Annotated in this window: 33 protein-coding genes and 1 pseudogene; 3 read left to right on the top strand and 31 right to left on the bottom strand. The window is 36.5% G+C overall.

Going from position 1 to position 25,163, the window contains the following annotated elements; genetic code table 11:
• Positions 1–14: 14 nt before the first annotated feature.
• The 18 genes and pseudogenes from G7035_RS16415 to G7035_RS16330 form a co-directional block, all read right to left on the bottom strand.
• Positions 15–614 (bottom strand): YdeI/OmpD-associated family protein, encoded by a 600-nt coding sequence (locus G7035_RS16415; protein ID WP_019688122.1) that lies wholly within the window; start codon positions 612–614, stop codon positions 15–17.
• Between the two features lie 406 nt (positions 615–1,020).
• Positions 1,021–1,643 (bottom strand): annotated as a pseudogene (locus G7035_RS27920) (class I SAM-dependent methyltransferase).
• A 21-nt stretch (positions 1,644–1,664) separates the two neighbouring features.
• Complete coding sequence (locus tag G7035_RS16405) at positions 1,665–2,120, bottom strand: DinB family protein (protein ID WP_019688125.1); 456 nt, start codon at positions 2,118–2,120, stop codon at positions 1,665–1,667.
• 79 nt (positions 2,121–2,199) lie between these two features.
• Complete coding sequence (locus G7035_RS16400) at positions 2,200–2,418, bottom strand: hypothetical protein (protein WP_019688126.1); 219 nt, start codon at positions 2,416–2,418, stop codon at positions 2,200–2,202.
• 42 nt (positions 2,419–2,460) lie between these two features.
• Positions 2,461–3,342, bottom strand: a complete 882-nt coding sequence (locus G7035_RS16395; RefSeq protein ID WP_019688127.1) for a class I SAM-dependent methyltransferase — start codon at positions 3,340–3,342, stop codon at positions 2,461–2,463.
• A gap of 48 nt (positions 3,343–3,390) precedes the next feature.
• Positions 3,391–3,864, bottom strand: a complete 474-nt coding sequence (locus G7035_RS27435) for a hypothetical protein (RefSeq protein WP_019688128.1) — start codon at positions 3,862–3,864, stop codon at positions 3,391–3,393.
• A gap of 110 nt (positions 3,865–3,974) precedes the next feature.
• Entirely contained in the window at positions 3,975–4,415 is a 441-nt protein-coding gene (locus G7035_RS16380; protein WP_019688129.1) for a hypothetical protein, read from the bottom strand.
• Positions 4,416–4,486: 71 nt separating this feature from the next.
• Entirely contained in the window at positions 4,487–5,110 is a 624-nt protein-coding gene (locus tag G7035_RS16375; protein ID WP_019688130.1) for a hypothetical protein, read from the bottom strand.
• A 29-nt stretch (positions 5,111–5,139) separates the two neighbouring features.
• Entirely contained in the window at positions 5,140–5,724 is a 585-nt protein-coding gene (locus tag G7035_RS16370) for a hypothetical protein (protein ID WP_230877318.1), read from the bottom strand.
• A gap of 136 nt (positions 5,725–5,860) precedes the next feature.
• The gene (locus G7035_RS16365) at positions 5,861–6,385 is read right to left on the bottom strand and encodes a hypothetical protein (protein WP_019688132.1); all 525 of its coding nucleotides are present in this window, start codon (positions 6,383–6,385) and stop codon (positions 5,861–5,863) included.
• Between the two features lie 230 nt (positions 6,386–6,615).
• The gene (locus tag G7035_RS16360; RefSeq protein ID WP_019688133.1) at positions 6,616–6,966 is read right to left on the bottom strand and encodes a MerR family transcriptional regulator; all 351 of its coding nucleotides are present in this window, start codon (positions 6,964–6,966) and stop codon (positions 6,616–6,618) included.
• A 683-nt stretch (positions 6,967–7,649) separates the two neighbouring features.
• On the bottom strand, positions 7,650–7,931 hold the full coding sequence (locus tag G7035_RS27430; RefSeq protein WP_230877788.1) for a hypothetical protein: 282 nt from the start codon (positions 7,929–7,931) through the stop codon (positions 7,650–7,652).
• An 11-nt stretch (positions 7,932–7,942) separates the two neighbouring features.
• Positions 7,943–8,500, bottom strand: a complete 558-nt coding sequence (locus G7035_RS27425; protein WP_230877787.1) for a hypothetical protein — start codon at positions 8,498–8,500, stop codon at positions 7,943–7,945.
• Positions 8,494–8,943: a hypothetical protein gene (locus G7035_RS16350; protein ID WP_019688134.1), complete on the bottom strand. Its 450-nt coding sequence runs from the start codon at positions 8,941–8,943 to the stop codon at positions 8,494–8,496. Before G7035_RS16350 ends, G7035_RS27425 begins: the two co-directional genes overlap by 7 nt.
• A 126-nt stretch (positions 8,944–9,069) precedes the next feature.
• Positions 9,070–9,531: a DMP19 family protein gene (locus tag G7035_RS16345; RefSeq protein WP_230877315.1), complete on the bottom strand. Its 462-nt coding sequence runs from the start codon at positions 9,529–9,531 to the stop codon at positions 9,070–9,072.
• Positions 9,532–9,796: 265 nt separating this feature from the next.
• The gene (locus G7035_RS16340; protein WP_019688136.1) at positions 9,797–10,210 is read right to left on the bottom strand and encodes a GNAT family N-acetyltransferase; all 414 of its coding nucleotides are present in this window, start codon (positions 10,208–10,210) and stop codon (positions 9,797–9,799) included.
• An 89-nt stretch (positions 10,211–10,299) separates the two neighbouring features.
• Complete coding sequence (locus G7035_RS16335) at positions 10,300–10,749, bottom strand: GNAT family N-acetyltransferase (RefSeq protein WP_019688137.1); 450 nt, start codon at positions 10,747–10,749, stop codon at positions 10,300–10,302.
• A 390-nt stretch (positions 10,750–11,139) separates the two neighbouring features.
• Positions 11,140–11,709, bottom strand: coding sequence for a TetR/AcrR family transcriptional regulator (locus tag G7035_RS16330; protein WP_019688138.1), 570 nt, complete (start codon positions 11,707–11,709; stop codon positions 11,140–11,142).
• Positions 11,710–11,949: 240 nt separating this feature from the next.
• On the opposite strand from G7035_RS16330, the gene G7035_RS16325 reads away from it, so the two are divergent.
• Positions 11,950–12,699, top strand: a complete 750-nt coding sequence (locus G7035_RS16325) for an SDR family oxidoreductase (RefSeq protein WP_019688139.1) — start codon at positions 11,950–11,952, stop codon at positions 12,697–12,699.
• A 419-nt stretch (positions 12,700–13,118) separates the two neighbouring features.
• Here G7035_RS16325 and G7035_RS16320 read toward each other — a convergent pair whose 3' ends face one another.
• From G7035_RS16320 to G7035_RS16295, 7 genes are all read right to left on the bottom strand, one after another.
• Complete coding sequence (locus tag G7035_RS16320) at positions 13,119–14,840, bottom strand: helix-turn-helix domain-containing protein (RefSeq protein ID WP_019688140.1); 1,722 nt, start codon at positions 14,838–14,840, stop codon at positions 13,119–13,121.
• Between the two features lie 109 nt (positions 14,841–14,949).
• Positions 14,950–15,726, bottom strand: coding sequence for a (2Fe-2S)-binding protein (locus tag G7035_RS16315; protein ID WP_019688141.1), 777 nt, complete (start codon positions 15,724–15,726; stop codon positions 14,950–14,952).
• Between the two features lies 1 nt (position 15,727).
• Positions 15,728–16,771 carry an ABC transporter substrate-binding protein gene (locus G7035_RS16310; RefSeq protein WP_016821716.1) on the bottom strand — a complete coding sequence of 348 codons (1,044 nt, stop codon included), beginning with the start codon at positions 16,769–16,771 and terminating at the stop codon, positions 15,728–15,730.
• 185 nt (positions 16,772–16,956) lie between these two features.
• Positions 16,957–17,154: a hypothetical protein gene (locus G7035_RS16305; protein ID WP_016821717.1), complete on the bottom strand. Its 198-nt coding sequence runs from the start codon at positions 17,152–17,154 to the stop codon at positions 16,957–16,959.
• A gap of 243 nt (positions 17,155–17,397) precedes the next feature.
• Positions 17,398–17,565 carry a DinB family protein gene (locus G7035_RS27830; RefSeq protein ID WP_330165458.1) on the bottom strand — a complete coding sequence of 56 codons (168 nt, stop codon included), beginning with the start codon at positions 17,563–17,565 and terminating at the stop codon, positions 17,398–17,400.
• Between the two features lie 68 nt (positions 17,566–17,633).
• The gene (locus G7035_RS27420; RefSeq protein ID WP_230877314.1) at positions 17,634–17,930 is read right to left on the bottom strand and encodes a DinB family protein; all 297 of its coding nucleotides are present in this window, start codon (positions 17,928–17,930) and stop codon (positions 17,634–17,636) included.
• A gap of 193 nt (positions 17,931–18,123) precedes the next feature.
• Entirely contained in the window at positions 18,124–18,336 is a 213-nt protein-coding gene (locus G7035_RS16295) for a helix-turn-helix domain-containing protein (protein ID WP_019688142.1), read from the bottom strand.
• A 171-nt stretch (positions 18,337–18,507) separates the two neighbouring features.
• Here G7035_RS16295 and G7035_RS27415 point away from each other — a divergent pair, with 171 nt between their 5' ends.
• Entirely contained in the window at positions 18,508–18,795 is a 288-nt protein-coding gene (locus G7035_RS27415) for a hypothetical protein (protein WP_115293076.1), read from the top strand.
• Positions 18,796–18,923: 128 nt separating this feature from the next.
• Here G7035_RS27415 and G7035_RS16290 read toward each other — a convergent pair whose 3' ends face one another.
• From G7035_RS16290 to G7035_RS16275, 4 genes are all read right to left on the bottom strand, one after another.
• Positions 18,924–19,868, bottom strand: a complete 945-nt coding sequence (locus G7035_RS16290) for a restriction endonuclease (protein WP_019688340.1) — start codon at positions 19,866–19,868, stop codon at positions 18,924–18,926.
• A 189-nt stretch (positions 19,869–20,057) separates the two neighbouring features.
• Positions 20,058–20,765, bottom strand: coding sequence for a hypothetical protein (locus G7035_RS16285; RefSeq protein WP_196478865.1), 708 nt, complete (start codon positions 20,763–20,765; stop codon positions 20,058–20,060).
• A 360-nt stretch (positions 20,766–21,125) separates the two neighbouring features.
• The gene (locus G7035_RS16280; protein WP_019688343.1) at positions 21,126–21,632 is read right to left on the bottom strand and encodes a hypothetical protein; all 507 of its coding nucleotides are present in this window, start codon (positions 21,630–21,632) and stop codon (positions 21,126–21,128) included.
• A 175-nt stretch (positions 21,633–21,807) separates the two neighbouring features.
• A complete protein-coding gene (locus tag G7035_RS16275; RefSeq protein WP_019688344.1) occupies positions 21,808–22,386 on the bottom strand; it encodes a hypothetical protein in 579 nt (192 codons plus the stop codon).
• Positions 22,387–22,666: 280 nt separating this feature from the next.
• Here G7035_RS16275 and G7035_RS16270 point away from each other — a divergent pair, with 280 nt between their 5' ends.
• Entirely contained in the window at positions 22,667–23,506 is an 840-nt protein-coding gene (locus G7035_RS16270) for a toll/interleukin-1 receptor domain-containing protein (RefSeq protein ID WP_019688346.1), read from the top strand.
• Positions 23,507–23,723: 217 nt separating this feature from the next.
• Here the strand turns inward: G7035_RS16270 and G7035_RS16265 are convergent, their stop codons facing one another.
• Complete coding sequence (locus G7035_RS16265; RefSeq protein WP_019688347.1) at positions 23,724–24,371, bottom strand: NHL repeat-containing protein; 648 nt, start codon at positions 24,369–24,371, stop codon at positions 23,724–23,726.
• A 103-nt stretch (positions 24,372–24,474) separates the two neighbouring features.
• Positions 24,475–25,125 carry an HNH endonuclease gene (locus tag G7035_RS16260; RefSeq protein ID WP_049789360.1) on the bottom strand — a complete coding sequence of 217 codons (651 nt, stop codon included), beginning with the start codon at positions 25,123–25,125 and terminating at the stop codon, positions 24,475–24,477.
• Between the last annotated feature and the right edge of the window lie 38 nt (positions 25,126–25,163).

The raw sequence follows: 25,163 nt of genomic DNA, 5'->3' as shown, positions 1-25,163 counted from the left end.
ATTTCTCATCGAATTTATCGATCATTTAATCCCTTTCCAGCGAGAATGTCCTGCATACATTTTTCAATCCTCGATTCCCGAGTTTTAGATTGTTTGGGCGCAGCAAAATGCATAATGTATGCTCTTTGTCGTCCCGGCGTCAATGCAGCAAAAGCAGTTTTCAAAGCAGGATTTTCATCTAATTTAGCTTGAAATTCTTCAGGAAAAATAAGTTCTGTATTCTTTTTAAAATCCACTTTCAAACCGGCTTTTTCCACTTCAATGGCTTCAATAATATAGGTTTTCAAGATGGTTTCCATCTCAACAATTTCTTCAATATTTGTGAACCGAATTTGGCGCCCCGCCTGCGTATCCTCCCCAGGTTTGATTAGAATACCATTGGGGTCTTTTAACAAAGCACCTTTGAAAAACATAAGCGCACAGTGTTCTTTAAAGCCTTGTATTATAGCTATGTTACTATTCTGAAACATGTAACAAGGTTTACCCCACTTCAGTTCTTCAGTTAGCTGGCAGTCAAGCATGATTGCTCTCAACTTCTCCATTTCCGCCTTCCATTTGTTCACTTTTCCTAAATACACATCAACCTTAGGATTCATTTCCTCTCTATTTGTCATGTTAGCTCCCCCTTATTTGTTTTTGCTCATCATGTTTATGTATAAATATTTACAGATAATCGATTTTCGATACGAATACAGAAGAAATCACGATATCAAGGGCAAAGCCGAAACGTATATTTTTATTATACGAATTCAGCCCATCGAAGAATAGCCGTCACATTGCTATATTTATTATATGTTCACCTCATCTCATCTATAAATTACATAACCCAATTGACATATAACTAACAATAAATAAATTACGTTTATACATAGATATTCTCATTTTTTTATTCCCTTCGGTTCCAATTACATATAACGATCTGTATGCACGATGTCCTAGCGTTTAAGGACTAACAGTCCGGCTACCACTTGCGGCAGTTAATTGTTAGGATGTGTCTGTTGAATTACTTCCCCGAAATAGCTATCCAATATTTTGAACAATTATATATCTTAATTCATATTCTTGTTGTTTTTCTGCATGTGTCAGATATTCTTTTATGGAACCAGTTTCTAATATATTCAAATCATTAAAATGTTCAATTAAATTTTTTTCAGTAAAGAAGTGAGCATATTTCCCTTTCTTGTATTCATATGTTCCTTCCTCAACTTTTCTACCCACGCCATTATTAAAATCGCGATCAGAAAAACACGTAAAATACATCACTCCCTGTCCCTTCAAATGCATCACACAATTCTGTATCAGTTTTTTCGGTCTTCCAACAAAAATAAATGTAATAAATCATAACAATATATGCCGTCATACCTTTTGCTTGTACGAAACTCTAACACCGATTCTCGAATAAAATTCGTTTTTAAATCCCATTCTTTTGCTAGATCTATAGCTGAACTAGATATCTCAATTCCATCAACCTGAAAACAAGAAGAGAACATCTTAGTATTTCTCCCATATCCAGCACCAGGAACCAATATATGATGTGCATTATTCTTTTTGAACAAATCTATAGCTTGCGTTACAGTTTGACTTGGTTCACAACCCCAAATCATTCCTTCTTCAGCAAACCTTTTGTTCCAATAATCTCTCATATTATTCACCTGCCTATATACTCACATAGCTCTTCTTTTAAGCTCATCAATCTGTTTTATATGATGTTGATCATGCCAGATAAAATCTCTTAAATAAGATATTACAGTAAACTTCCCGTCAACATATTCTTTAGTAAACTTATCATCTTCCATACTCTCTATACTCTGCAATATCATGTTACGGTACTGAATAGTCATTTCAATTAATTCTTCCTTCGTTTTTGTTTTCCCATATTCAACAGCATCCTGATTAAATTGATTAAAATCAATATGTGTTAATGTCAAAGGCGTATTGTTTAATATCGGATGTATGGCTGCTTCATAAAAGTATTTATCCCACAGCAGTATATGACTTACGATATCGTGAACTGACCATTTATCTTCGGCAATCTTTATTTGCCAATCCATTTCACGAATCTCAGAAACAAAACATATCCATTCCTTGAACTCCTCTAGTAACTGCGACTTTTCATTCATCGTTTCCACACCCCTCTTTTCAGATTTGCGTTAGTTAGAATAACGTATTTGTATTCATGAACCCCAAAAGTGGGGTTTGCTAAAAATTTTTATGAATTCTATAATGATTATTTCTTTCAGCATCTATTTCTATCTCACCAACAAACTTAAAATTACTTTTTTGAATAACTCTATTGGATGATCCATTCTCAAGTAATGCAATTGCATTTAACTCTTTATTCTCCGTATTTTCAAATAAATACTGAGTGTCTTTACATTCTATAGCCAGGCTATACGTGGAATTCTCTTTAGAGTGCATAGCGCTTCCCCTTTGATTGTATTGGTATTATAATGATTTGCACTAATTTCCTATAACTGTCCCAAAAGAAATCTTCATATTAGGTGCATATACTAACCAAGATTTATCACTGAACTCTTTAGAAAAAGTTGCTTCTGCTTCATATTGTTTTTGAGCTTCCATTTCGTTTAATCCTCTGGCCAATAAATTTTTGAGTACCTCTGAAATATCATTAGGTTCTTGTCCCAAGCCTTCTTCTTTCAAAGAACTATAAAGCATGTTTTTACTTTCCGTATCCATGTTCTGATCAAGAAAGTTCACCTTATCGCTAACCCTACACCCTACATTTCTTAAGCCTAGCTGGGTTAGCATGATCGGTATTTGGATGCCTATATTTCCGTCCTTAGCCGTACGCTTATGATCTCTCTCATATAACTCCTGTAGAATCCCTAACCGGATGACATCGCTTTGTTCAATTCCGTCTAGATAATAATTCGCCATATTACCAATCCAATGTGGTTCAAAACAGATAACCATTCCATTATCCTGAACACAATCAAGCATCTTTTGTAGAATACTCTTTGGATTTGGCATATGTAATAAAAAAGCATGACTGACTGCTATGTCATACTTCTTTTCTAATTCCACTTTTTCAATAGCACACTCTATAAATTCAGCATTATAAGAGAGTTTCGAAAATATTTCATTGGCTTGCTTTATTAATTCCATGCCTTTGTCAATGCCAGTATATGTTGATCCATTTGGTAGCAATGGAAGAAGCTTTAGTCCCAAATATCCAAATCCGCATCCATAATCTACGATCTCTACAGGCTTATTTATCTTCCACACCTTTTGTATAAGAAATTCCAAATAATCATCGTTATAGTACAACCAGCGGGTACTTCTTAGGTAATCAATTTTATTGTCCCAGTAGTATTCAGACATAAAAATCCCCCTTGTTATTTAATTACGTCGCTTCTCCCATAACTTGCTCTAATGACTAAATTCCTTTCTAATCATGTCCTTCTTCTCATCTATTATTTCCTTTAACTTAATAGCCTCTTTTTCTGTTATTTCTCCATTTATTCTTTCAGCTTCTATTTCTTCTTTAATATCCTCTAATAAGGCTCTTGTCTGATATAACCTCAATCCAGTCCATTCAGAAATAAAAAAATCATCCTCTACCGTACCATCTAGATTGAAGATCAGCCTGTAATAACCTATATGATTTGTTCGATACTCGATTCTAATTTTCACTTCAACATACTCAAGATCTCTATTAATTGGGTCTAAATATTCCAAGCTCTTGATATGTAAGGAAACATCCTCTATTAAGATCTTTAAATAATCTTTATCATAATCCCAAAATAACTCATCAAATTGCTCAGGCTCCTCGAGCCTATAGTTATTTAAATTAAGCCAAAAACCTCTAATGCCCGACTTCTTATATTGTGTTTGTCTACCCAATCTCTTAGCTTTTTTACATCCATAAGATCCATCACTCCATAAAGTTTTTTGCTGTATTTCAGATAATGTTTCGTGGCCAAGGAAGCGAAAGCGACCACAGTGTGAATTACTTAATTCAATTTCCCTTTAGGCTCTACTCGAACTAGCACCTCTTCCATAGTCATCTCTGGGGTAATAATTATCGTTTTGTTTAGTTTTCGACTTAGGCTTTTTAGGAAGTTCATGAGTATATCTATTTTTTTCTCTGAGTCTATCTGTAATGGTGAAATATCAAATTCAATAACGCTTCCTTCATAAAAATGCCCACAAATATCAATTTCACTATATTCAATAGTTATCCCAATACTTGCTTCTTTTTTAATTCTTAACAATTCAGCAATATCCCTAATTCTTGTAATTAGCCCATCTATAGTCACTCGATAATTAATTTCGTTACTTTCCAAATACTCAAAAATTATAGCCCATATTTGGATGTCTGTATCCAATATATAAATGTCCCTTAGACTTCCATCTTCAAAGAATACTTCATTCGCTACTTCATCGTAATTCATGCAAACCTCCTAACACTCCGCGTTTCACCTAACGTGCTTATATTTCACGAGTCCTCACTATCTATTTGCTTCTAATCTTCGTTCATTCTATCTGCTCGTATCCAACTCATTTCCTCAATGTTTAATAATTCTTTAAACTCTTCTACTAATTCATGCTCAGATTCTAATTGTGTATAGTAACTATTATTTAAAATATCCTCTAATTGTTTTATTTGTTCATTATCCAGTTCAAAAAATCTAAATGTTTCTAAATTGCAATTTGTAAACTGTTTTGCTATTTTCTCATTGTATTCATTAGATCTCAGAACTTCTTCAATTAATTCAATTCTGATTTTGTCCCCTCTAGGGTCGACATATAAAAATTCAATGTGATCTTCCTCTGGATATCTTTGTTCTGCAAGCTTAATAATTGAAGTATCTAATAAAACATATGATATATGAAGACTTGCTATCTCTTGTGAATTGTAGACTACACGGTATCCCCAACAGTGATCTTCAAAATTATAAAAATATAACACTGGGATTTTTTCTGAAATTTGAAATAGGCTTTCCGGAATTTCTTCACTTTCTTCTGTGTCTTTGGTTATAAAAACAAACCATTTGTCATTTAAATCCTCCGCGTATACAGGATCATGCTTAAGAATTGCCTCTTTATATTTCAATAGTGATAAACTTCCTGAAGTCAATTCACTCATTGTTTTGGCTCCTTTTTAGTCATATTTCACTAATACTCTTCAAATTTATATTTTGTTAATTCATTTAATTCGATCACTTGTTCTTGATTAAAATAGCCCACTAGGCAGCCTTGATCTAAATTTGAAATATACAATTTCATGGATTGTTCAGTCTTTGTTAACTCATTAAATCTCCTAAATATATCCATATCCAACCAATCATCCTCTACTTTCATTTCCCATCTTATAAATTCATTCATATATTCAAAGGAGACCCATACTGTGCTATTCTGAATATCTACGTAATCCGTTATCTTATTTAAATTAAGTTTTGTCATATTCTCTAATCGCATTATTACTCTTACATAATCTCTATGATCCTCAATACATTCAGCATCCAAATACCAAATTTCATGAGATACATTTATAAATTCACCATTCACTTCAACTTCTCCACCTAAAGTAAGTAGTAGCAAGTTGTAGGGATCTTCTTCATATTCACTTCTTGAAGTTTCTTCTAAAAGTAATTCTTTCTTTAAACCTGCCCTCATGAAGATGCCCAATTCAGAAAGTTGGTTTAGTTGATCTTCAAATATTGTTTTCTTTTTCTTAAATAAACCAAACAACTTAAACACCTTCTTTCTATAGTTTGCATCCCTTTCCTATAACGCTACTTTGTTCATGAAGCTTGCCAGGGGTTGTCAGACCTGATTGCAGACCGAAGCTCCGAAGGGGCACAGCTCGTATATATTATGTTATCTGATGTTGCTACTACTTAGAATTAGCATTCAAATTATTAATCTGTTGTGTATTTTCTATTCTTAGTTTTTCTATGTGTTCATTAATTATATTTTGTCCTTCAATTGAATTAAGAAATTCTCTGACCTCATTATCTATTTCCCTTCTCCTATTATACAAAATGGATTGTTCTTTTTCGGTTTTAAACCCAATTAGTGTAATTGCTATACCCAAGCTAATTAGTGTAAAAGCGTCGCTAAAAGTATTAACTTCTTTGACAGAAATATTGATCTTTATATTAGGTAAAACGATTATAGCAATCACCGCACATCCAAGAAATATAGAACGTAAACTGAATAAAAATTTACTTAGCATTAATCCTTTCTTTATCCATATGCATTCAACAATAAATTCCAGCAAGTCATATAAAATAAGAAAGAACGCTGCAATTGAGATATATAACAACCATTTTCCAGTAGCATTCATAAAAGGGGTTAGTCTTAATACTGATAAAATAATAAAACCAACTCCAGTTATCTTAGTAAAAGTTGTGGTCAAGATACTCTTCCTCCTATTATACCTTTTAGGCTTTAATAATCGCAGATAACATTCTTGTATCTACAAACTCTCACTGGCTAAGTGACGCCAGCCCTGGCCGTGATGCGGTTAGGCAGTGGGTTGGCTGCCTAAATCCGTTTCTACAAAATACCTCGGGCAGACCAAGGAGTGTCAGTTACGCAGCGTATATATGTTGTTATCTGATGTATGATCTTCTTCAAATACTCTCTCTAATATTGTGTTCTCTGTGTTGTTGACTCCTTTAACCATTCTTTTAATCCATCTGTACTTATATAAATATCAGTTCCAATTCTAATAAGGGGAAACATCTTACCAGAATATGAACCAGTGGTCTTTAATATAGTCTCTTCACTAAATATGATTGTTTTTACTTGGGGTTCAGTTATGTTCAAGTATTCAGCTGTTTCTTTGATTGTCATTAGTGGTTTATATTCTTTTTGATTTGTTCCGTCTTTATGCAGCTCCTTGTCTCCAGTGTGACTAATAAACAAGCCACTAATAACAATTGATAAACCTAATATGAAAGAACTAATTATTGTACTTAGATTTAGTCGCTTCATTGCCCTTCTCTCCTATAAATAAAAATTAACCATTTAGTCGTATTTCAGATAACGTTTCTGCATTAATGAGCCCCGTCAGGGGTCATCTGCTAAAATCCCTCTTTGAGATAAATCTCATTTGGCAGACTCAGGTCGAAGCGTGAATTATTGTTATCAGAAGTTCATTTCTTCCGAAATACTCCCTAGCTGTTGACTCTATATATTCTTTATTCTACTTTTTTTGTATTATTCAAGTCGATCTGTTGCATGCAACTCATTATTAAAACTACCAATAAAGAAATTATAACTTCCCATTTCAATATTAATAATGTTTCTGAATCAGGATGCAATATACTTTGAGAGGATAGCCCCCAATTCATGTAGTTTAGGGCATGTGATAGTAATGTTGAAATTGATATTAATATCCAGTTCTTTATAAAGTAATAATTGTTATGATCTTTATTGAACCATCCATTAATGACTACCAAACAAAAAGGAATAATTATGGTTGTTCCCATTGCAGAAAAGAAAGTAACAATCCATAATTCTTCAAAAACATTTATCAGCATCCAAATAGGAAACAAAGTTAGATGAAATATAACTATTGGCAATATGTTAATGGTAAAAAGGTTTCTTCGTATTATTGCAACTAGCTTTGTAATTTCTATATCCCTCTTTCTATTGTGTTTTGAGCTAAAGAATTTCTAATTTTTTATAATAGTTTGTAATTTATCTATAACTTCATTCCGATCTTCACCGTTTACTTCACATACTCGAGCTGCTAAAGTTGGTGCCATCCATTCCTCAAGGAAATTGGGATTCATTCCAGATAGCATTAAATACTCTCTTAGATACTCTCTATTAAAAAATTCACGATATTCTCTCTTAATTAGCCAACCGGGAGCATTAGACGGTAGTGCATGTGATTGAATCATCATTGAAGTTCTAGTAACATCTGCCGCTTGATTACCAACCAAAACATTCATCCAATTAATAATTATAGGTCCCTTGGATGAAAGGATGATGTTGCCGGATGAAAATCATAATGACAAAGTGCATTACCTCCAGGCAATGTATTAAGCACATTTATAACTATTTGCTTCTCATATTCTTTAATCATTTCAGCAGTATTAATTTTGTTGGTTAATTCAGTTTTTAGATTTGAGTTCATTTTGATCTCAATGTTATGCAATTCAAAATGAAGTTGCGCCATTAGCTTAGCATAATGAGAAATACTTAATTTCGTTGGATCTATTTGTTTTAGCATTGTTGGCCCATCAATTTTCTCATAAATAAGACACGACGTGCCCTTATACTCCAACAGGCCCGAATAATTAGGTGCTCTAAGATTTAAGTTATTTATAATCTCGGCATTTTTTGCTTCCTTTTTTGCCTCGTGCATTGAGTGGCTCTGATTATGAAAAATCTTTATTACTTCGGTTTTCCCCCATTCATAGACACTTGCAGTATTACCAATACCAAGTAATTCACCTATCATAATTTGCCCCTTTCTTCGAACAACAGGACGTTGCGTTTGCTCTCTCCAAATTAACATTCCAACGCTTTGCTTGCTTCTGTTAATTCATCATTGGCCTCTAAATATTTTAATATTTTTTCAATATCATCGTGGTCCATTGTGTTCGCTATAATTAGATGTTTAATATTAAACCCTGGTATTTCCATTTCTTTTTTAAAGTAATTCACTAATTTTTGAGGGGTTGTCACCAAACTCCATCGTTCACTTCCATCCGAAAAAGTAAGGGTCACCTCCACCAAATCAAACTCCTTTGGATCATCATCAAACTTCCATCTTTCTAAATAAGGCACTTCTATATTTCCTTCGATAAAATGAGCTTTTGATATCCAAACTGCTTTTCCATGGTTTCCAGTAATTCTATACTTGTCCCTATCTTCTTTCTTTACGATGTATTTATTGCCCCTTGTAAGTGCATGAGCATAAACGCCTATACTCATACAAGTTATGATTGTTCCCTCCATCAATTCACTTCCATACCATATTTAATTTAAATGAAATTGCCATCTTCCTATATTTTTCTACCGGACCGAGGGAATTCACAGCGCCCAGCGATCCCGGGTCAGACGATACCAACACACTTCTGCGAATTACTTACGAACATCCTTAAGCTCTTGCAACAATACAATCCAGTTGTCAGAGAGATAACCAATTAAGTACTCAAAAATATCTCTATCTATTGAATATATGTACAGTCCATCGGCCAATTCTTTAATTCTTTCAAGCAGCCTCTTATTAATGTCATGTCTCTCTTCAAATGGTGTAACTTGATATTGTTCCAATTTTATTTTTCCATTAAAATTAATACCTTCAATAAGACCCCTTATTCCCTCCATAATAGACGAATCTTCTTCCGCTCTAATTAGCTTTAAAGCAGCAATTGTTTCATTCAAGTACTTTCCAGTAGCATTTTCCAGAAATCCGAAAACTCCATTCATTGATAATTCTGTATCAAAATCTATTAACAAAATAATAGTCCGCAAAGATTCTGGTACCTCATAAATTATGTCTCGTATTGAGCTAGCCTCTTCCCCGTAGATAACACTACCCATGTGTTCCACAAGATCTGTAGCCGAAAAGTTATTATGGGGCGGAATTAATAGCTTTATAACATGATTTAGGGTGCTTATCATATTCACCTTGATTTCATAGTTTTGGTTTTACATGGTTCATGTAACGTTTCTGTATTCATGAACCCCAAAGGGGGCGTCTGCTGAAATCTCTCTTCGAAACCCAACTCGCAGACCTAGGCTCCATTGGAGACGCAGCTTGAATATTACATTTTAAATGTCACTTCCTTCATTGATTTCCTCAACGTTAATTTTTGTTCAACTCCTTTGTCAGTATTATTTCCAGAGGCTCGTTCTCAAGCATTAAACATCCAGCATCTCTATATCCAAGCTTCCTATAAAAATGTTGAGCTCCTTCATTCGACTGTGTTGAGGTCATGACCATCTCAAATCCCTTTTGTTTCATTAATTCCTCCCAATACTGGACAACTTTTTTACCAATGCCTGTTCCTCTGTACTCCTCATCTATCCATATCATATTCATAAATGGTGTGTTGTCCCAAAAAAATCCGTATCTCATCCAACCTATTTCTTGATTGGTTTCTCTAATTATTAGAATTTCATTTTCTTTTATTTTTGGTCTTATCAGTGTTTTATGTATGTGCTTGTCTCTTAACGAGATATACTCATAATCTGATTCAATGGCAAAATCAATCTTCATTGTAAATCCTCCCTTTCATGCTTTTCATTAAATATCTTCTTGGTAACACTTAGCACTGATGTATCATAACGTTTGTACATTACATAAGTTTATAAAGTCTTTTTAAAAATGTATAAGTCACCTTCTTCTCTAACCTTAATAAACCCACACTTTGAATAAAAGTGATGATTCTTCACACTCCAGCTAGGAGTATCCAGCCACCATTCTGTGCTATCTGGAAATGCACTTTCAATTTTCTCCATCACCTTCGTTCCAATTCCTTGATTTTTAAAATTGGGATCAATAAAGATCCTTCCTAGATTATGCACTTGATTACATTCTACAAATATCATTGCTCCCCCGATTAATTCTCCATTAAAGAGTATCTTGAAATATTCGCAATTTTGCATCATCTCTTCTTGCCAACTTATGGAATCATATCCTATGGGCCCAACGGTTCCGTTAATATTAAAATGCTTTGATTCATCCTCAAAACTGGCCTTTTGTATTTCAGCAAGTTTTTGTGCATCATTTTTTCTAGCTTTTTCTAATGTCAGCACCAAACATACCTCCATTGTCTTTTTATTTTTTCCGGGGTTGTCTGCTGAAATGCCTCCTTGAACTCCATCCCAACAGGCCAAGGCTCTGTGAGGATTCTTATGCTTGAATATTATGTTATCAGAAGTTACCGAACTTCTTCACTATGCATTCAAAATCAATCTACTTTGTAGTTTGATTATTAGTTCATATGCATATCTTTCGCTTTTCTGAGCTTTTAGTGACTCTTCTTCTGTTATTCCTATTTCTATCAATTCAATTGAACCACTATTCCACCAGCATCAAAAATAATAAATATTCCCCCATCTCTTCGAATTATATTAATCCCATAATCGACAGAGAATATATCCACATTATGGGTTCCATCCTTAAAAAAACTCTAAATTAAAGAGTCAAATGGACGATGTTCGTTCGTGTCCCTCGACACCACAATTCAGCAATTTCCAAAATTGTTCAACCATGACCGCTGCCGGATATGGCATTGAACGGGTAATCCACCATTCCAATACCCCCACTGCTGCTGAAATTAAAAATTGCACCGTAATGTCCCTGTTCATTTCCTGATCGAGGTTGATCGAATCCAGATGCGCGCTCAGACTTTGCCGAAACATTGTCTCCATTTGGTTCCGAAAAACCGTACTTCCCTTGTTCGTCAGCATTCTTGAATAGAATGAAGCATGCTGCTCCAAATATTCAAACGTGCGCAGTAGTGCGGTTTTGGAAGGGACATGAAAGAAATTATCTTCAGACATACAATTGCGTAGTAACTCGTTAATTTGAGCTTCCATACATTGATCGCGCAGATCGTACTTGTCAGTGAAATGCAAATAAACCGTTCCACGATTGACATTCGCTTCCTCCGCAATTTGATTGATCGTAATTCTCTCGAATTCCTTTTCTGACATCAGCCTCATAAAAGCATCAATAATGGCTTGCCTCGATTTTTGAATACGCTTGTCCATATCCTTCTCCCCTTTTTACCATCCGAAAAAATGAACATTTCGAAGTCCTCTGTTGAAAAATCAACACCCACGCTTGTTTTAACCATTGAACCCCATGTATCGCTCTGATACATTCACTTTATAAAATTTATGTTGATGATTCAACATATGTTCAATTTTAAAGAAGCCATAATCATGAAAGCTATTGATTTACAATCTTTAGAATGATTTAAATCACATTGAATTAGGAGGGTTTAAAAATTGAAACTTACAGGAAACACGATTTTTATTACAGGCGGTGGTTCAGGGATTGGACGTGCGTTAGCAATAGCTCTCCACAATCTTGGAAACAAAGTTATTATCTCCGGTCGACGTAAAGAGCGTCTGGAGGAGACGATCAAAGCGAATCCTGGCATGTCCGCAGTGGAATTGAATGTACAAGATCCTGCCAGCATAGAGGCGGCCGCCAAGCAGTTAATCGAAGAATACCCGGATTTGAACGTCTTAATTAACAACGCCGGCATCATACAGTCTGATAACGCGGCGGGCGTGATCGATGAGGATGTTTTGATTTCGACTGTCACTACAAACTTGCTAGGTCCCATTCGGTTGACTTCTGCATTCATTGAGCATTTGAAGTCCAAAGAAGAAGCGGTTGTCATCAACACGACTTCAATACTTGGATTTGTACCATTAGCGACAACTGCTGTATATTCCGCGACGAAGGCAGCACTTCACACCTATACGCTGTCCCAAAGGTACATGCTTAAAGACACATCGGTAAAAGTAATAGAAATTGTACCCCCATGGGTTCAAAGCAACAACGATGAACCACGGGCGATGCCGCTTGCTTCATTCATTGATGCAACAATAAAGATACTCGGCACGGATACAGACGAAATTTTGGTGGATGAAGCGAAAATGTTTCGAAATAACCCTGGCCCGAACGAAGGTGTTTTTGTGACCCAGCTTAACGATACGATGAATTCTGAACCTCCAAAGATTCATTGATCCACCTGTGATTCAATTTGCAAAAATTTAAGCGAACATGAAGTAGGCACTCAGCTCTATCTACTTCATGTTCATTTTATTGCAACTTGCTTGTGAAGTAAGAAAAAGCGCCAAGCAGTCACACCTATGTCTACCACTTAAATAATTTCGTTGATTTCACATAGCATTTAGGTATTCCTGAAGTTAAAACAGCCCTTTGTTAGGTAATATCGGAGTGCGTATGTGTCCGCCTGTCCCTCCCTGGCATTCCTTTTTGCCGGACCAAGGAACCGCAGGCTCCGATGCGTGGATATGATGTTATCTGATGGATTGGCCATAAAAAAACAGTTCAACTTTCCCTCTATGACATAAGGCAAAGATGAACTGTCTTTAGTTCCTGTTAAAATCTCTATGAGCACAAGTAGCAACTTCCTCTCCCATCAAGCCAACAAAGCCTGAGCGATCTGATCCACAATGCCATTGATGCCTGTGGGTCCATAACAGCCGATCCATGTCGCGGCATCGACCGAGTGTATGTGCTGGCGCTCAACGGTATCAAGCATTCCCCAGACACGTTGCTCTGTTGCGGATATTCCCTCCTGCATGAGTTCATGGCTAAGCAAGAAGTAATGGCTAGCATGTACAGCCGGTAGTCTGTCAACTGAGATGTGATAGGCCGTGTCGGAGGTATCTGCCACAAATAACGGAACAGGCAGACCTAGATCATGGTACAGCACAGCCCCTGTACGATGAGAGGCAGAATGCACGCGAACCAGAGAATCCAGCGGACGGATCAGTGCCACGCTCTTGCCTGCCAGAACGGGAGCAAGTTCTTCGGACAGCAATGTGGTTCGTCGGTGATAATCCGCTATAATACGCTTTGCCTCTTCTCGTTTGCCTGTCAGTTCACCGAACAGAGTCAGAATAGTCTGCCAGTTTTCATTGCGCTTAAACATGAGAACTGGAGCGATCCGGCTTAACTGTTCATAGTGCGGCTCATGTACCTCGGTGCAAATAATTAGATCCGGAGACAGTCGTTCCACTGCAAGCAGGTCGGGGTACTCATATGTTCCGAGTAATTCAGTATTCTGAAGTCCTGCCCTGATCGTTTGAGGGAAATGTAACACTGCATTGGCTAGTCCTACACTACCTGCTGGAGAGAGCCCCAGCGCAAGCAAATGATCGGCATATTGCACATCGAGTACAGCGATACGCTTCGGAGATCCGATAACATAGTATTCCCCTCGCATATGGCATATCACCGAGCCTTGGGCCGACTCATATGAAGAAGCTGTGCGGTTCCGCTGCAAGGAATGAGCATAGTCTATATCTGTTTTCGAAGCGGCATCAAGCCTATAACGCAGCGGAGGGATGCCATAATATTTCTTAAACGCCCTACTGAAATAATACATGTCGCGATAGCCCATTCTGTCAGCAATTTCACCGATGGGAGCATCCGTATGACGCAGCATCCGCGATGCACTCTCCATGCGCAACTGAATGACATACTCAGTCAGTCCGAGCTGCTTCTCTTGTTTGAATCGTCGCTGCAGCTGTCTTAAGCTGCATCCAGCAAGGGCTGCCAGCTCTTTAAGCTCCAGATTCTGGCGATAATGCGACGCTATATATGAAGCGACAACATCCACCATGTCAGACGCTTCTCCTCCCTGACCACGTTCGTAATCCATGATCAGTTCGTAGATCATACCCTGAAGCAACGCATTGGCATGAAAACGTTCCATGCCTTCGCCACGACGCCATTTGGCAACGATTTTTTCTGCATTCTCAATCCATACTGCTTGGGTTACCGAATTTTGCACAAATGAAGTGCGCAACGGGTGTTTGCGATATGAAGGCAAAACAAGAGAGGCTCCCTCCATGGAAGAAGCCTTGTACATGATCACGATATAATAAATGTCGTCTGATCTGGCCGTCAGCGTTAAGGATGTCCCCTTAACAATATGACCAGCAAAAGAAGCTCCAATGTGGCAAACCTCACCATTCATTGCAAGCTCCCCTTCCCCTCCGTATGCCAGCAACAACACATTCGAAGTTAATTCCGTTTCGCGAAGAACACTGCCTGTCTGCAAAGTACCGCTATACTCGTCAAGCATCTTGATCGTTGTATCACTCCATAGACTTGTCTGTTCTTGTAGCGGCATTTCTCTCATCTCCTGACAATAGCATCCTTTGCTAGAGTGACTCACATGACTAGGCTTAACCAATTAACTACAACCAGGCCTGTTAGCAAAAGTAAAATTGTTGCTGTTGTCATTTTAATTGAGATTTATTCTCATTGTCAATTTTCGGACATTTTCTGCAATATTCCCCTGACATCTGGTAATAAAAACAACAGGTGGTACGCTTGCTTTTCACGGCTGGAATGCTGTCCTTATTTTTTGTGAACCGAGTGAACGGATTTCTTTTTACACCGAACAAATGCCCGGGCGCTCCTTGCGTCAGATATGAAAAATCTGCCTGGATGTGCTGACTTTCTTGCTCAGCATTGTCTACTTCAGGAGTATATAATGGGACAATGCGTATCATGATATTCTCCCAAAGGATACTCATCGAAAGAGGAGCAATCGCAGCAAGCGTCTTTAACAGCGGTGCAAAGTGTAACGCAAACATCTCCTTTACCACCTTTTCCCGCCATACTTCCCTGTCTCCCGTTAGTGCTTCTGCCCGAAGCCCGTTCATAGCCAGAAAAGGAAAACGCGTCTCCCCCTCATTAGCTGTGAGCGTCGGATGATAGAGAAAGCTGTTGTCTAGCCGAAAAGAAACATGCTGATGATGAACGCTCATCGCGGTCAGTAACGGAGCAATCCACAGGTAGCCGATTCGCTTAGCTAACATCGAAGCAGCTACCCTCATGTCAGGCGCACCAATATACTCTTGAAGCCAGCTTAAATACTCTCGGCATGCAGCTTCTTCATGTAGTTGACTCAAAGCAATAATACGGACATTATCTTCAGACGGCTCACCAAGCCGAATCGAGTGTTCTTCCACCGTTTGCTGCCATAAGTCAGTCGATAGATAATGGTCCATTTTAATTCGATCCCAACAGTGCTTCCGATGCCTGATCTACAATAATATTAATTGCAAGTGGGCCATAATAAGCGATCCAAAGTGTAGAATTAACATCATATGCACGGTTATTTTTGACTGCATCAAGGGATTTCCATACTGAGCTGCTATCCAAAGCCTCTGCCTCTGCCGCAAACAACTCATCAGACAGAACAAAATAATGATCTGCTCCAATCTCAGGAACTTTCTCCATCGAGATTTCAACGGAGGTATCATCTTTGATCTTCTGGACTAATGCAGGCATTTTTAAGCCCAAATCCTCATACAGAATTCCTCCTGTTCGATGCTCAAGACCATGAACACGAATGCCTTCTTTTCTCGGACGAATAAGTGCTACCGTTTCCTCTCCCAATTTCTCCGACAGCTTCTCCTTCAGTCCTGCAATTTTGTCCTCATAAGCCTTACGCACAGTTTCTGCCTCTGCCTGCTTACCTGTGATCGCAGCCACCGTAGCTAACGTATCTCGCCAATCCTCGTAGAAGTCAAGTACGATTGTGGGGGCTATTTTGCTTACACGCTCATACTCTTTCTCTTGAAAATCAGTCATTAAAATAAGATCCGGGTCCAATGCTACAATCGCTTCCAGATTGGGCTTGTCCCGTGTACCTAAAACCTGTACGTCACCCGGCTTATCGCCTAAATATTTTGGAAATGTGGTATTGCCTTCAGCGATAACACTGCCTGCCGGCTGCTCGCCAACGGCTAGCAATTGATCCAGAAATTTGACATCAAGCACAGCAATTTTCTTTGGTTTCTCGTTAAGCGTATACTCACCCTTCTTATGCGAGATCGTAACCGGGAAAGCTCCGGCAGTCTGAGACGCTTCATTTGAAGGCGTTTCCGTTGGAGTTGTAGCAGACGACTCATTGCCGCCATTTGTACCTGCTCCGGCACCGCAAGCCGTCAGTACAAGAACAAGGGCCAGCATCCAGCCCATTAAAAATCGTGATTTATGGTTAGCATGTGCCATGCTTCCGGCAGCTTGCCTCTTTGTTCCTTTATTCATGGTGAATCCTCCTTATGTATGATAATGATTTTCATTATCGAAATATAAGGCGAGTATAATATATCTCCACATCGCGTTACCATGTACTTTTGCGACATTTCAGCCGGACTAATGCGACATGTAAACCGCTACATCTTCATTTCCAATTCTATCAACTCTTTTACTAATTACTGCATAATCATCGTCTAATGTATCAAGCCAACAAAAGCAAGAATCTCCCCTTTTTTCTTTTCATTGATTTCTACCTCTTGCGTCAATGTACATTCCATATCCATTTGTTCCATTGAAACTACAACAGAGGTTTGTATGATAAATTTGTGGGTACTCTTCATTAAATTCTGAATGTGGGACTCATAAAATGTTCCTTTGGATTCATAAGCCATTTTCGGTGAAACATCTATCTTTAATACCCTTTCATCCGCAGATATTTCTAAAACATTTTGCTTTCTCCTTTTATCAAGTATTTCCTATAACGTCCTTGTATTTATGAACCCGTTAGGGGGTGTCTGCTGAAATGCTTCCCTGTAATCCTTCTGGCAGACTAAGGCTTAGAAGGAGCCACTGCTCGAATATGATGTTATGCGTTGTTACTACCATCTTTGAACTCCTTACAATTATCCTCTCTCTTATATGTCTTTCCATTTCTCTCTTCTTATTAGGTTTTCGATTTGGGATGCATGGTGTTTGTTATGCCAAATAAATCTTTGTATAGCTGTCTCTAATGTAATTATTCCTAATACTTCAGTCTGTATAGTCCGTTTATAGTCTTCTATACTAAGTTCATTCAGCAACACCAAAAAGCGATGATGCAATACTTCAATAAGTGATAGCGAATTCTCTACGGGCAACTTCTTGTAATCAATTAATTCTCCCACAGATCTTCTCTATATGTATTTGCTAATGGATTATTTTCAGTTAATCCTCTTTTAAATCTCAGGTACGCATTCATATCATTATCAGCTAAGTGATGTATGACCTGCCTTACTGTCCAACCATTCGGCCGATACGGAGTCTCCAATTGGTATTGTTCAAGACCAATCAGCAATGTATTTAATCGCTTAATTAATTCAGGAATTTGTTTAATAAGATTTATTATTTCATCATTTGAAAGATTGTTTATGGGTTGAAATTGACCAATCGGATATTTGATTTGATCCATTGTATTTCTCCTTTCTTTAGAATCGCAATAATTACGCATAACGTTCCTGTATTCATGAACCCCAAAGGGGTTGTCTGCTGAAATGCCTCTTCGAGATCCACTTCGCAGACCAAGGCTCCAACGGAGCCGCTACTTGAATATTATGTTATACGATGGAATCACTTCTTCGGTTAACCAACATTCATTCTTGATTCTAATCTGTCATTTGTTCTGCTATATGTTCTAATAAATCTCCTGGCTGACAACCTAAAGCCGCACATAATTTATCAATCACTTCTAATGATACATATTCGTTCGTATTGAGTTTCGCCATTGTAGCAGACGAAATACCTGTCATTTTCAATAAATCCTGCTTCTTAATCTCCCTGTCGATCAATAATTTTTGAAAAGGTTTATAACTAATCATCTGAGATTCCTTTCACACACCAAGTGAATTTTTCTTTAATTATATGAAAGTATATTTTTTATATCAAAAACATCTTCAACATGTGTTGACTCAATTATTCGATATGATAAAATTATGTTTAATAAATTGAACTTTTATTCATAAAATCAAATACATTGGATGGTGTCCAAAATGCATAATTCTTTAGAAGTCTTACTTGATTCACTGATTCATACTCGAATTGAATCTTTATATGGCGAGCTTATCAAAAACAACTCCAGATACAACCAGTTCTCATCCGAGCGGAATCTCTACTTCAAGCAGTTACATGAAGAAGTACCGGAGAATATACAGAAGACCCTATTCCTTTACGATGATGCTGAGCTTTCTGTTCAAGCTATTTTAGAACGTGAAATTTATTTGCAAGGTTTTAAGGACGCTCTTCACCTGCATAACGAATTACATATATCTTTAGATTGAGAGCCTTCTGCCTCTTTTTCATTTTGATTCTGTCGTATAACGTTCCTGTATTCACGACCCGACGTATGCCGGACCCAGGGCGTATGCCCGCAGCGTGAATATTATGTTAGACGATGTTCAGGGCCTTCTTAGAAATACTCTGGAATCTCTTGAAGCATCTTGAATCTTTCGCGTTGCTTATCGGTTTGTTCTTTTAATACTAATTGTGAAACCCGGATGATAAAGTGTTTAAGATTATCGTATGCCTGGCGACTATAGTTATCCATTCCTTCTTCTAATCTATTTAATACTGCTAAATTCCATTGCAGATACTTAACAGGGATAGCAATATCAGAAATGTCCTCCCATTTAGTATTGAAGCCTTTACTTAAATAAATATTTTCAATTTCACGATCACACTCTCCTTTACAGGTCCAGTAAATATCTACAATCTCTTCAGTATCCAAGTTGTCCTTATTGTACTTCTCAACAAAAACCACAATGCCCTGCTCGTTATTGATTACCTCTTCTTCTAATAAGTCACGTCCACACTTCTTACAGCGTAAAGGCTCATATTGAGAAAGTAACACTGTCGGTCGAAATGCAGTGGTTTCCCATATGTAAAAAGAATTAGGAAAGTATCTCCTGCAAAGGAATCTTCCATCTTCACCAACAAGAAGGGATTGTTCTATTCTTTCGTTATCAAATATTAGTATCTCGTAACGATTTTTATAAGCTTCTAATTTCCTAGCCAAGGGTGCACTCGGTACAGATGAATAAAATCCAATAAAACCATTGCAATCATGCGCCGTTAATCTATCAATTACATCTTGTTCGTCATTATCAGTCACAGAGCGACCAGAGTGAGCTTTATGTTTACAACTAACCAACCATTTTATAGTGGAAACGCCAGCAATACCGGTTCTTTTTTCTATAATTATTAGATCACGCCCTCCATCTTGCCCACGATCAGGTCCCGTTTCAATTTCAAATCCGAGCATAAGAAAAAAATCTCGTGCAAATTGCTCAAACATGTCTTGATTACCGTCTGATACATTAGCTTGAGGTATTTCTTTAAAATTTAGAATTGGCATTTTTGTTCCTTTCTATTAAACGTTTTCTGAATTTCAACTAACGTTCCGACAGTTACCGAAGTGGTATTCCTCAGTAATTTTGGTAACTATCTGTTAGACAATTTTCAATAGCTTTTTCATAAATTATAGTATGAACCAATAGTTCTTCCAAATTCCCCTTATAAATTTCCGCTTCATTGTTGAAAAATCTTATTTTCGAAAATGCCCCCCATAGCGTTTATCCATACTTTTAATTTCATTAATTTGTTTTTCAGTAATTAAGTGCATATTTGTTCTTATTTCATTTGCAGTTTTAAAAAAAAGAATAAGGTAATTCATCAATAAATTTAGCATCCACGTAATAAAATAAGTAACATTATACAATTCACTATGATTATCAAGTAAAAGAAATCGATTAGGCTGATGATTCTCCATTGAATGACGATTGAAAGAAATTCTAAAACCAGGACCGTATATATCACCTTTAACAATGCATTCTGCCCCATGGTGAATTATCTCATTTCTCACTTTTTTCATACTTTTAAGTTCATTATCTAGCGGAACAACTTCTTCAATAGTTTTGAAATTATCACCTACTACACATAAAAAATGTTTCTCTATAATATCGAATACTACAGGATATCTTAGAATAAAGTGTTCCAATTCATTAGATACTAAGTGACCATAAAGATTCAACTTGTCAAGTTTATAATTTTCAAATTCGGTTAGAATCTTTACATATATACAAAATAAATATCGAATTTCTTTTTCAACTGAACCAGCAATATCGAGATCCTCAACCTTATCATTTTCACATATATTTTCTATGAAATTAAGAGGATATGTAGGTCTATACAGTTCACCCGAACCCAAAATCACTCTAAACCCATTAGCTATTTTATTACTGTAGTTACTCACCAACACAGCCTCTCCTTTAAGAATTAATCATTAACATAAGCAAATTGAGTTTGTGATGTCTTTAACCTTACTTTTTCTTTACTCTAAAACTTGATTATGTGATTCCTCAATTCTCTTATTTCACTTATAAATAACGGAATGTCATCAAAATATGTATCCAATATCGAATGTCTATTATTCATCATTTGATCACATTTCGTAATTTCATTGAAAATACTTCCATCTTCATCGCAAATTCTTTGCATTGATACAAATATATTTCTAATAATATCATCTATAAAGTTTAGTAAGAGTATTAACATCCAAGATAGCCAATACTTCAAATCATAAATTTCTGAGCCGAGCGGATTTACAAAAACTTCATGTACTTCGATTAGTATAAAACTGAAAATATAGTCTCTTGTCTTCAGTTGTATCAAAAACATGACTCCTTATACTCTCATGAGCAATACTGTTGCGAATTCCTATTAGTTGTTCATACTCTATTGATTCTTCAAAATATCTAGTATCAACACTTGAAAAATCAATTATTTTAGACTCCTTTTTAATTAAAGCGATCTTATTAACAATAATCCTATAACGCAATACAAAATGCTCCAACTCAGTTTTAATTAAATATTTATAACGTGACATATCCGATTCTTTATACTCATCATAAAAGTTAATTATTTTATAATAAATCAACATTAGTTCCTTCAAATTTTTCTCAACATTCATAGTATACAGCCTTGATTTTTCACTCATTCGATCCGTATAGTGGTTATTAAAATTAAAAGGATATAATAAATTTTTCATTTTTTGATTATCTATATAGTTTTCTAAGCAATAATCCAAATAACTCAATATGGCTATTTTCCACTCTTCCATAAAACTCCCCCGTCTTTGAATTTCGTATAACGTTCCCATATTCTCGACGCTTGGCGAATGCCAAGTGTGTCCGGCTGCTTCTACTTCCCCGAAATCCCTCTGCCGGACCGAGGGCGTATGCTATGCGTGAATATAATGTTATACGAGGCCCCTTCCTCTTTAAATTGTCTACATATCATTCCTTGATCACTTGTGTATCTATTATTTGCTTCATTAATATTAAAGAAAATTTGACACCTTCAGTTTCAGTTAAAATGTCCTTTAAATAAATTCTTGTATTCTCTGTATACTGATCTGAGAACCTAATGCTTAAATATGTCATTTTCTTTTTATCTGCTTCCCAGAATCTATACTTCACTTCAGTACGACCAGTATATTTCCTAAGAAATCGATCAATTGATTGTCCCTCTCTAACCCAATTACATAGTGTCTTACTTACCCATACTTCATCCCAATTTTTGTAGAATGGAAAATGAGCAAACAGATTTCTTACAAACTTAAATAGTTCACTTCCAATTTCGGCTTCCATAGGAGGTCTTCGTTTTTTCATCTCTTCAACTACCCACTTAATTGGTTCATAATTCAATAATTCAGCATAGATTGTAAAAGCATCTTTGACTTTTGAGAACCGATAATAAGCATCCTTCTCCCAAAATGAGTCTTCAAATATCTCATCAAAAATATCATAAAAACTATTGTACGCTAGATTTAAGAATTCAAGCTCTACCCTATTAGGTTTCAAGTGTTCATCCATATATTTTCATGTCCTTTTTTGGATTTAAGGGGTTTCGTATAACGTTTCGCATTCACGAACCCGAGAACCTTAAGGGGCATAGCCCCGGCCGCGACTGCGGTTAGGTTCGCAGGGTTGTCCGCTGATTCCACTTCCCCGAAATTCCTCTTGCGGACCGAGGAGCCGCCAGGCTCCGATGCGTGAATATTTCGTTAGCTGAAGTGATATTCTTCTTAGATTATTCTACCAAAAACCTTTAGTTTGTAATATACTGGAACAAAAACAACTTAAGGAGTATTTTATGACAAGTAGATTAAGTAAGGATTATGTTTGGGAATGTGATTACGGTGTTAGAAAACCAGTCATTTCAGTCCTACAAAACCTCATGACAGAGCAAGATTCATCGTCACTACAGATGATTAGTATATTTACAAATTCAAATCCCTTTTGTTTAGAATTTTTCGTTGTAATTGGTTATGACGATCCACTTGAAGGCCATATCAATACTATGAAAGAATTAATGTTAAGTGCTGGACTTCGTTATAGATCAGATATCACAATGAGTGAATTGTTTACTGAAATGGGTAACAGAAGATTTAATAGCATTAACTTAATGGACGGAATTCCAATTGAATCTCAAATATCTCATTTATTTGCATTTCCGGAGAAAGAAGAACTTGAAAATATAGGTTACAAATTTAGTACTGCTTTAGGAAATCAATTACCTGTATTTTTAAGTCATGCATCTAAGGATAAATCAGAAATTGAAGATTTAATTCCCTATATAAATGGAGCCGGATTACCCGTATGGTTTGATAAAATTAACATTGATTATGGAGAATCTATTACTAAAGCCATTCAAAGAGGAATTAAAAAATCAGCAGCAGTTATCTTTTGGATAACAAATGATTTTCTAAATTCTAATTGGTGTGATACTGAATTAACTAATTTCCTTAACAGATATTCTTCAAAAAAAGATGTACTTATTATATCAGTTGTAAATCATGATGTTTCTCCCGATAAACTAGAATTGTTCTTAACTGACCTTAAGTATTTTGTCCGAGAGAGTGACATGCACATTGAAAAAATAGCAAATGAAATTGTTCCTACTTTAAAACGCTACATTGGGAATATTAAATAAACCCCTTACTTACTGAGGATCCTGCATCTTCAGTAAGTCTTTAATTTTTCAAGAGCATTTCAGCTAACGTATGTACATTCCTGACGTTATGTTTACCTTAATAAGCTCTTATCTTAGGGAAATCAATGTGTCGCCTGAATCCTCTCCCCTGAATGCCTCCGGCGACCAAAGGGCGAATGCCCCGCAGTAGGAATGTGATGTTAGGCGATGCGGACAGTTATACCCGAAAAATCCCTGACTTCAGTCTTACGATCTCATAGTTATTAGATCTTATATATTCCCATACCGGTTCTCTAAATACTTTATAAGAACTTATTACTTTACTCTTCGGATGTATAGTACATATTCGTTGATTTCCCATATCACAGACGTAAAGAAGTTCATCGTAAAAGTATATACTTTCAGGTAAGTTAAATAAGGTTCCTTCAATGTCTCCTATAGAATACAATTCTTTGTATGTTTTAAGGTTATAACATTTTATTGTATTCCTTGTTGGGTAAACAACCCAAATTAGATCCTCAGAAACAGCAAAACCATAGACTGTATCAAACATATCTTGATGGATAAATTCTAGATTTCCGTTACTATCAAACTTATGAATGTCTGATTGTTGGTAGTTTGATACATAGACGGAGCCATCTAATGACCTGCATGAATCAGTTAGATTGTCCTGAAAGTAATTCATAATTTCAACATAGTATGGACCGTACTTATGATAAAAGTATTCTTGTTTAGAAATAGTATTCACCTGTGAATTGGACCACTTAGCATAACCAAGCTCTTCACCTTTTTCACCCATTAGATGAAAATAAACCTCTTCTTCATCCTCGAATATTCCCCAGCCTCTTCTATGTATTAACTGCATTATATTCCTTCTTCCCTACGCCTAACGTTTCCGTATTCACGACCCAGCGCATGCTGGGTGTCCGGTGATGCCGGACCCAGGACGAATGTCCGCAGCGTGAATATTATGTTATGTGATGCTCCTTGACTTCCTGAAATGCTAAATGTTTTATTAGATCTCTCAATTTATCTTTAGTTAACCAAGGTCTTCTTCTGTGCAGCATTCTATGGCAGTTTGAACAAACCATTGCGATATCTTCTACCTTGGTTTTATGATCTTCATTCAACTCGGATACTGGAATTACATGGTGACCTTCGATAAAGTCCTCTCCTAGCTCACCGTATACAGAAGAAAAATTAAAACCGCATATCTCACAAAACAAATTACCACCGTTTTTCTCTTTAAATATTTTTTTCGCCTCTCTTACGACCGCTGGTCGTCTCTCTCTACTTAAATGCAACCTTAATTTTTTCTTGCCCTCAGGAAATCCGGTATCATCTTCAGTTATTTCAATATTTTCTTTGTTAGCTTCAAAATCCTTTAACCCCCATATGCCATTACCTTTACCTTCAACAGAATAAAAAACATCTCGTCTCCCTACACTATCTTTCGTATTATCATAAATAGTTCTTCTTACAGTATTTTTCCAAGCCTTTGTTAACTCCATTTGCTTCCGATCCTCAATCTGAGTATAAATATCTAGTAATGTCCCTTCACCACCAAGCTCATTTAATGCCTCTATTATCTCTTCCAGCCACGATTTAGTGTTATTCATAAGGATCAGTCCTTTTTGTTTTAGTTTTACAAGGAGTT

The organism is Paenibacillus polymyxa (genome assembly GCF_015710975.1).
In the GTDB taxonomy this organism is placed as follows: domain Bacteria; phylum Bacillota; class Bacilli; order Paenibacillales; family Paenibacillaceae; genus Paenibacillus; species Paenibacillus polymyxa.
The sequence above is the reverse complement of the archived record's forward strand: the minus strand, read 5'-3'. Positions and strand labels throughout refer to the sequence as shown.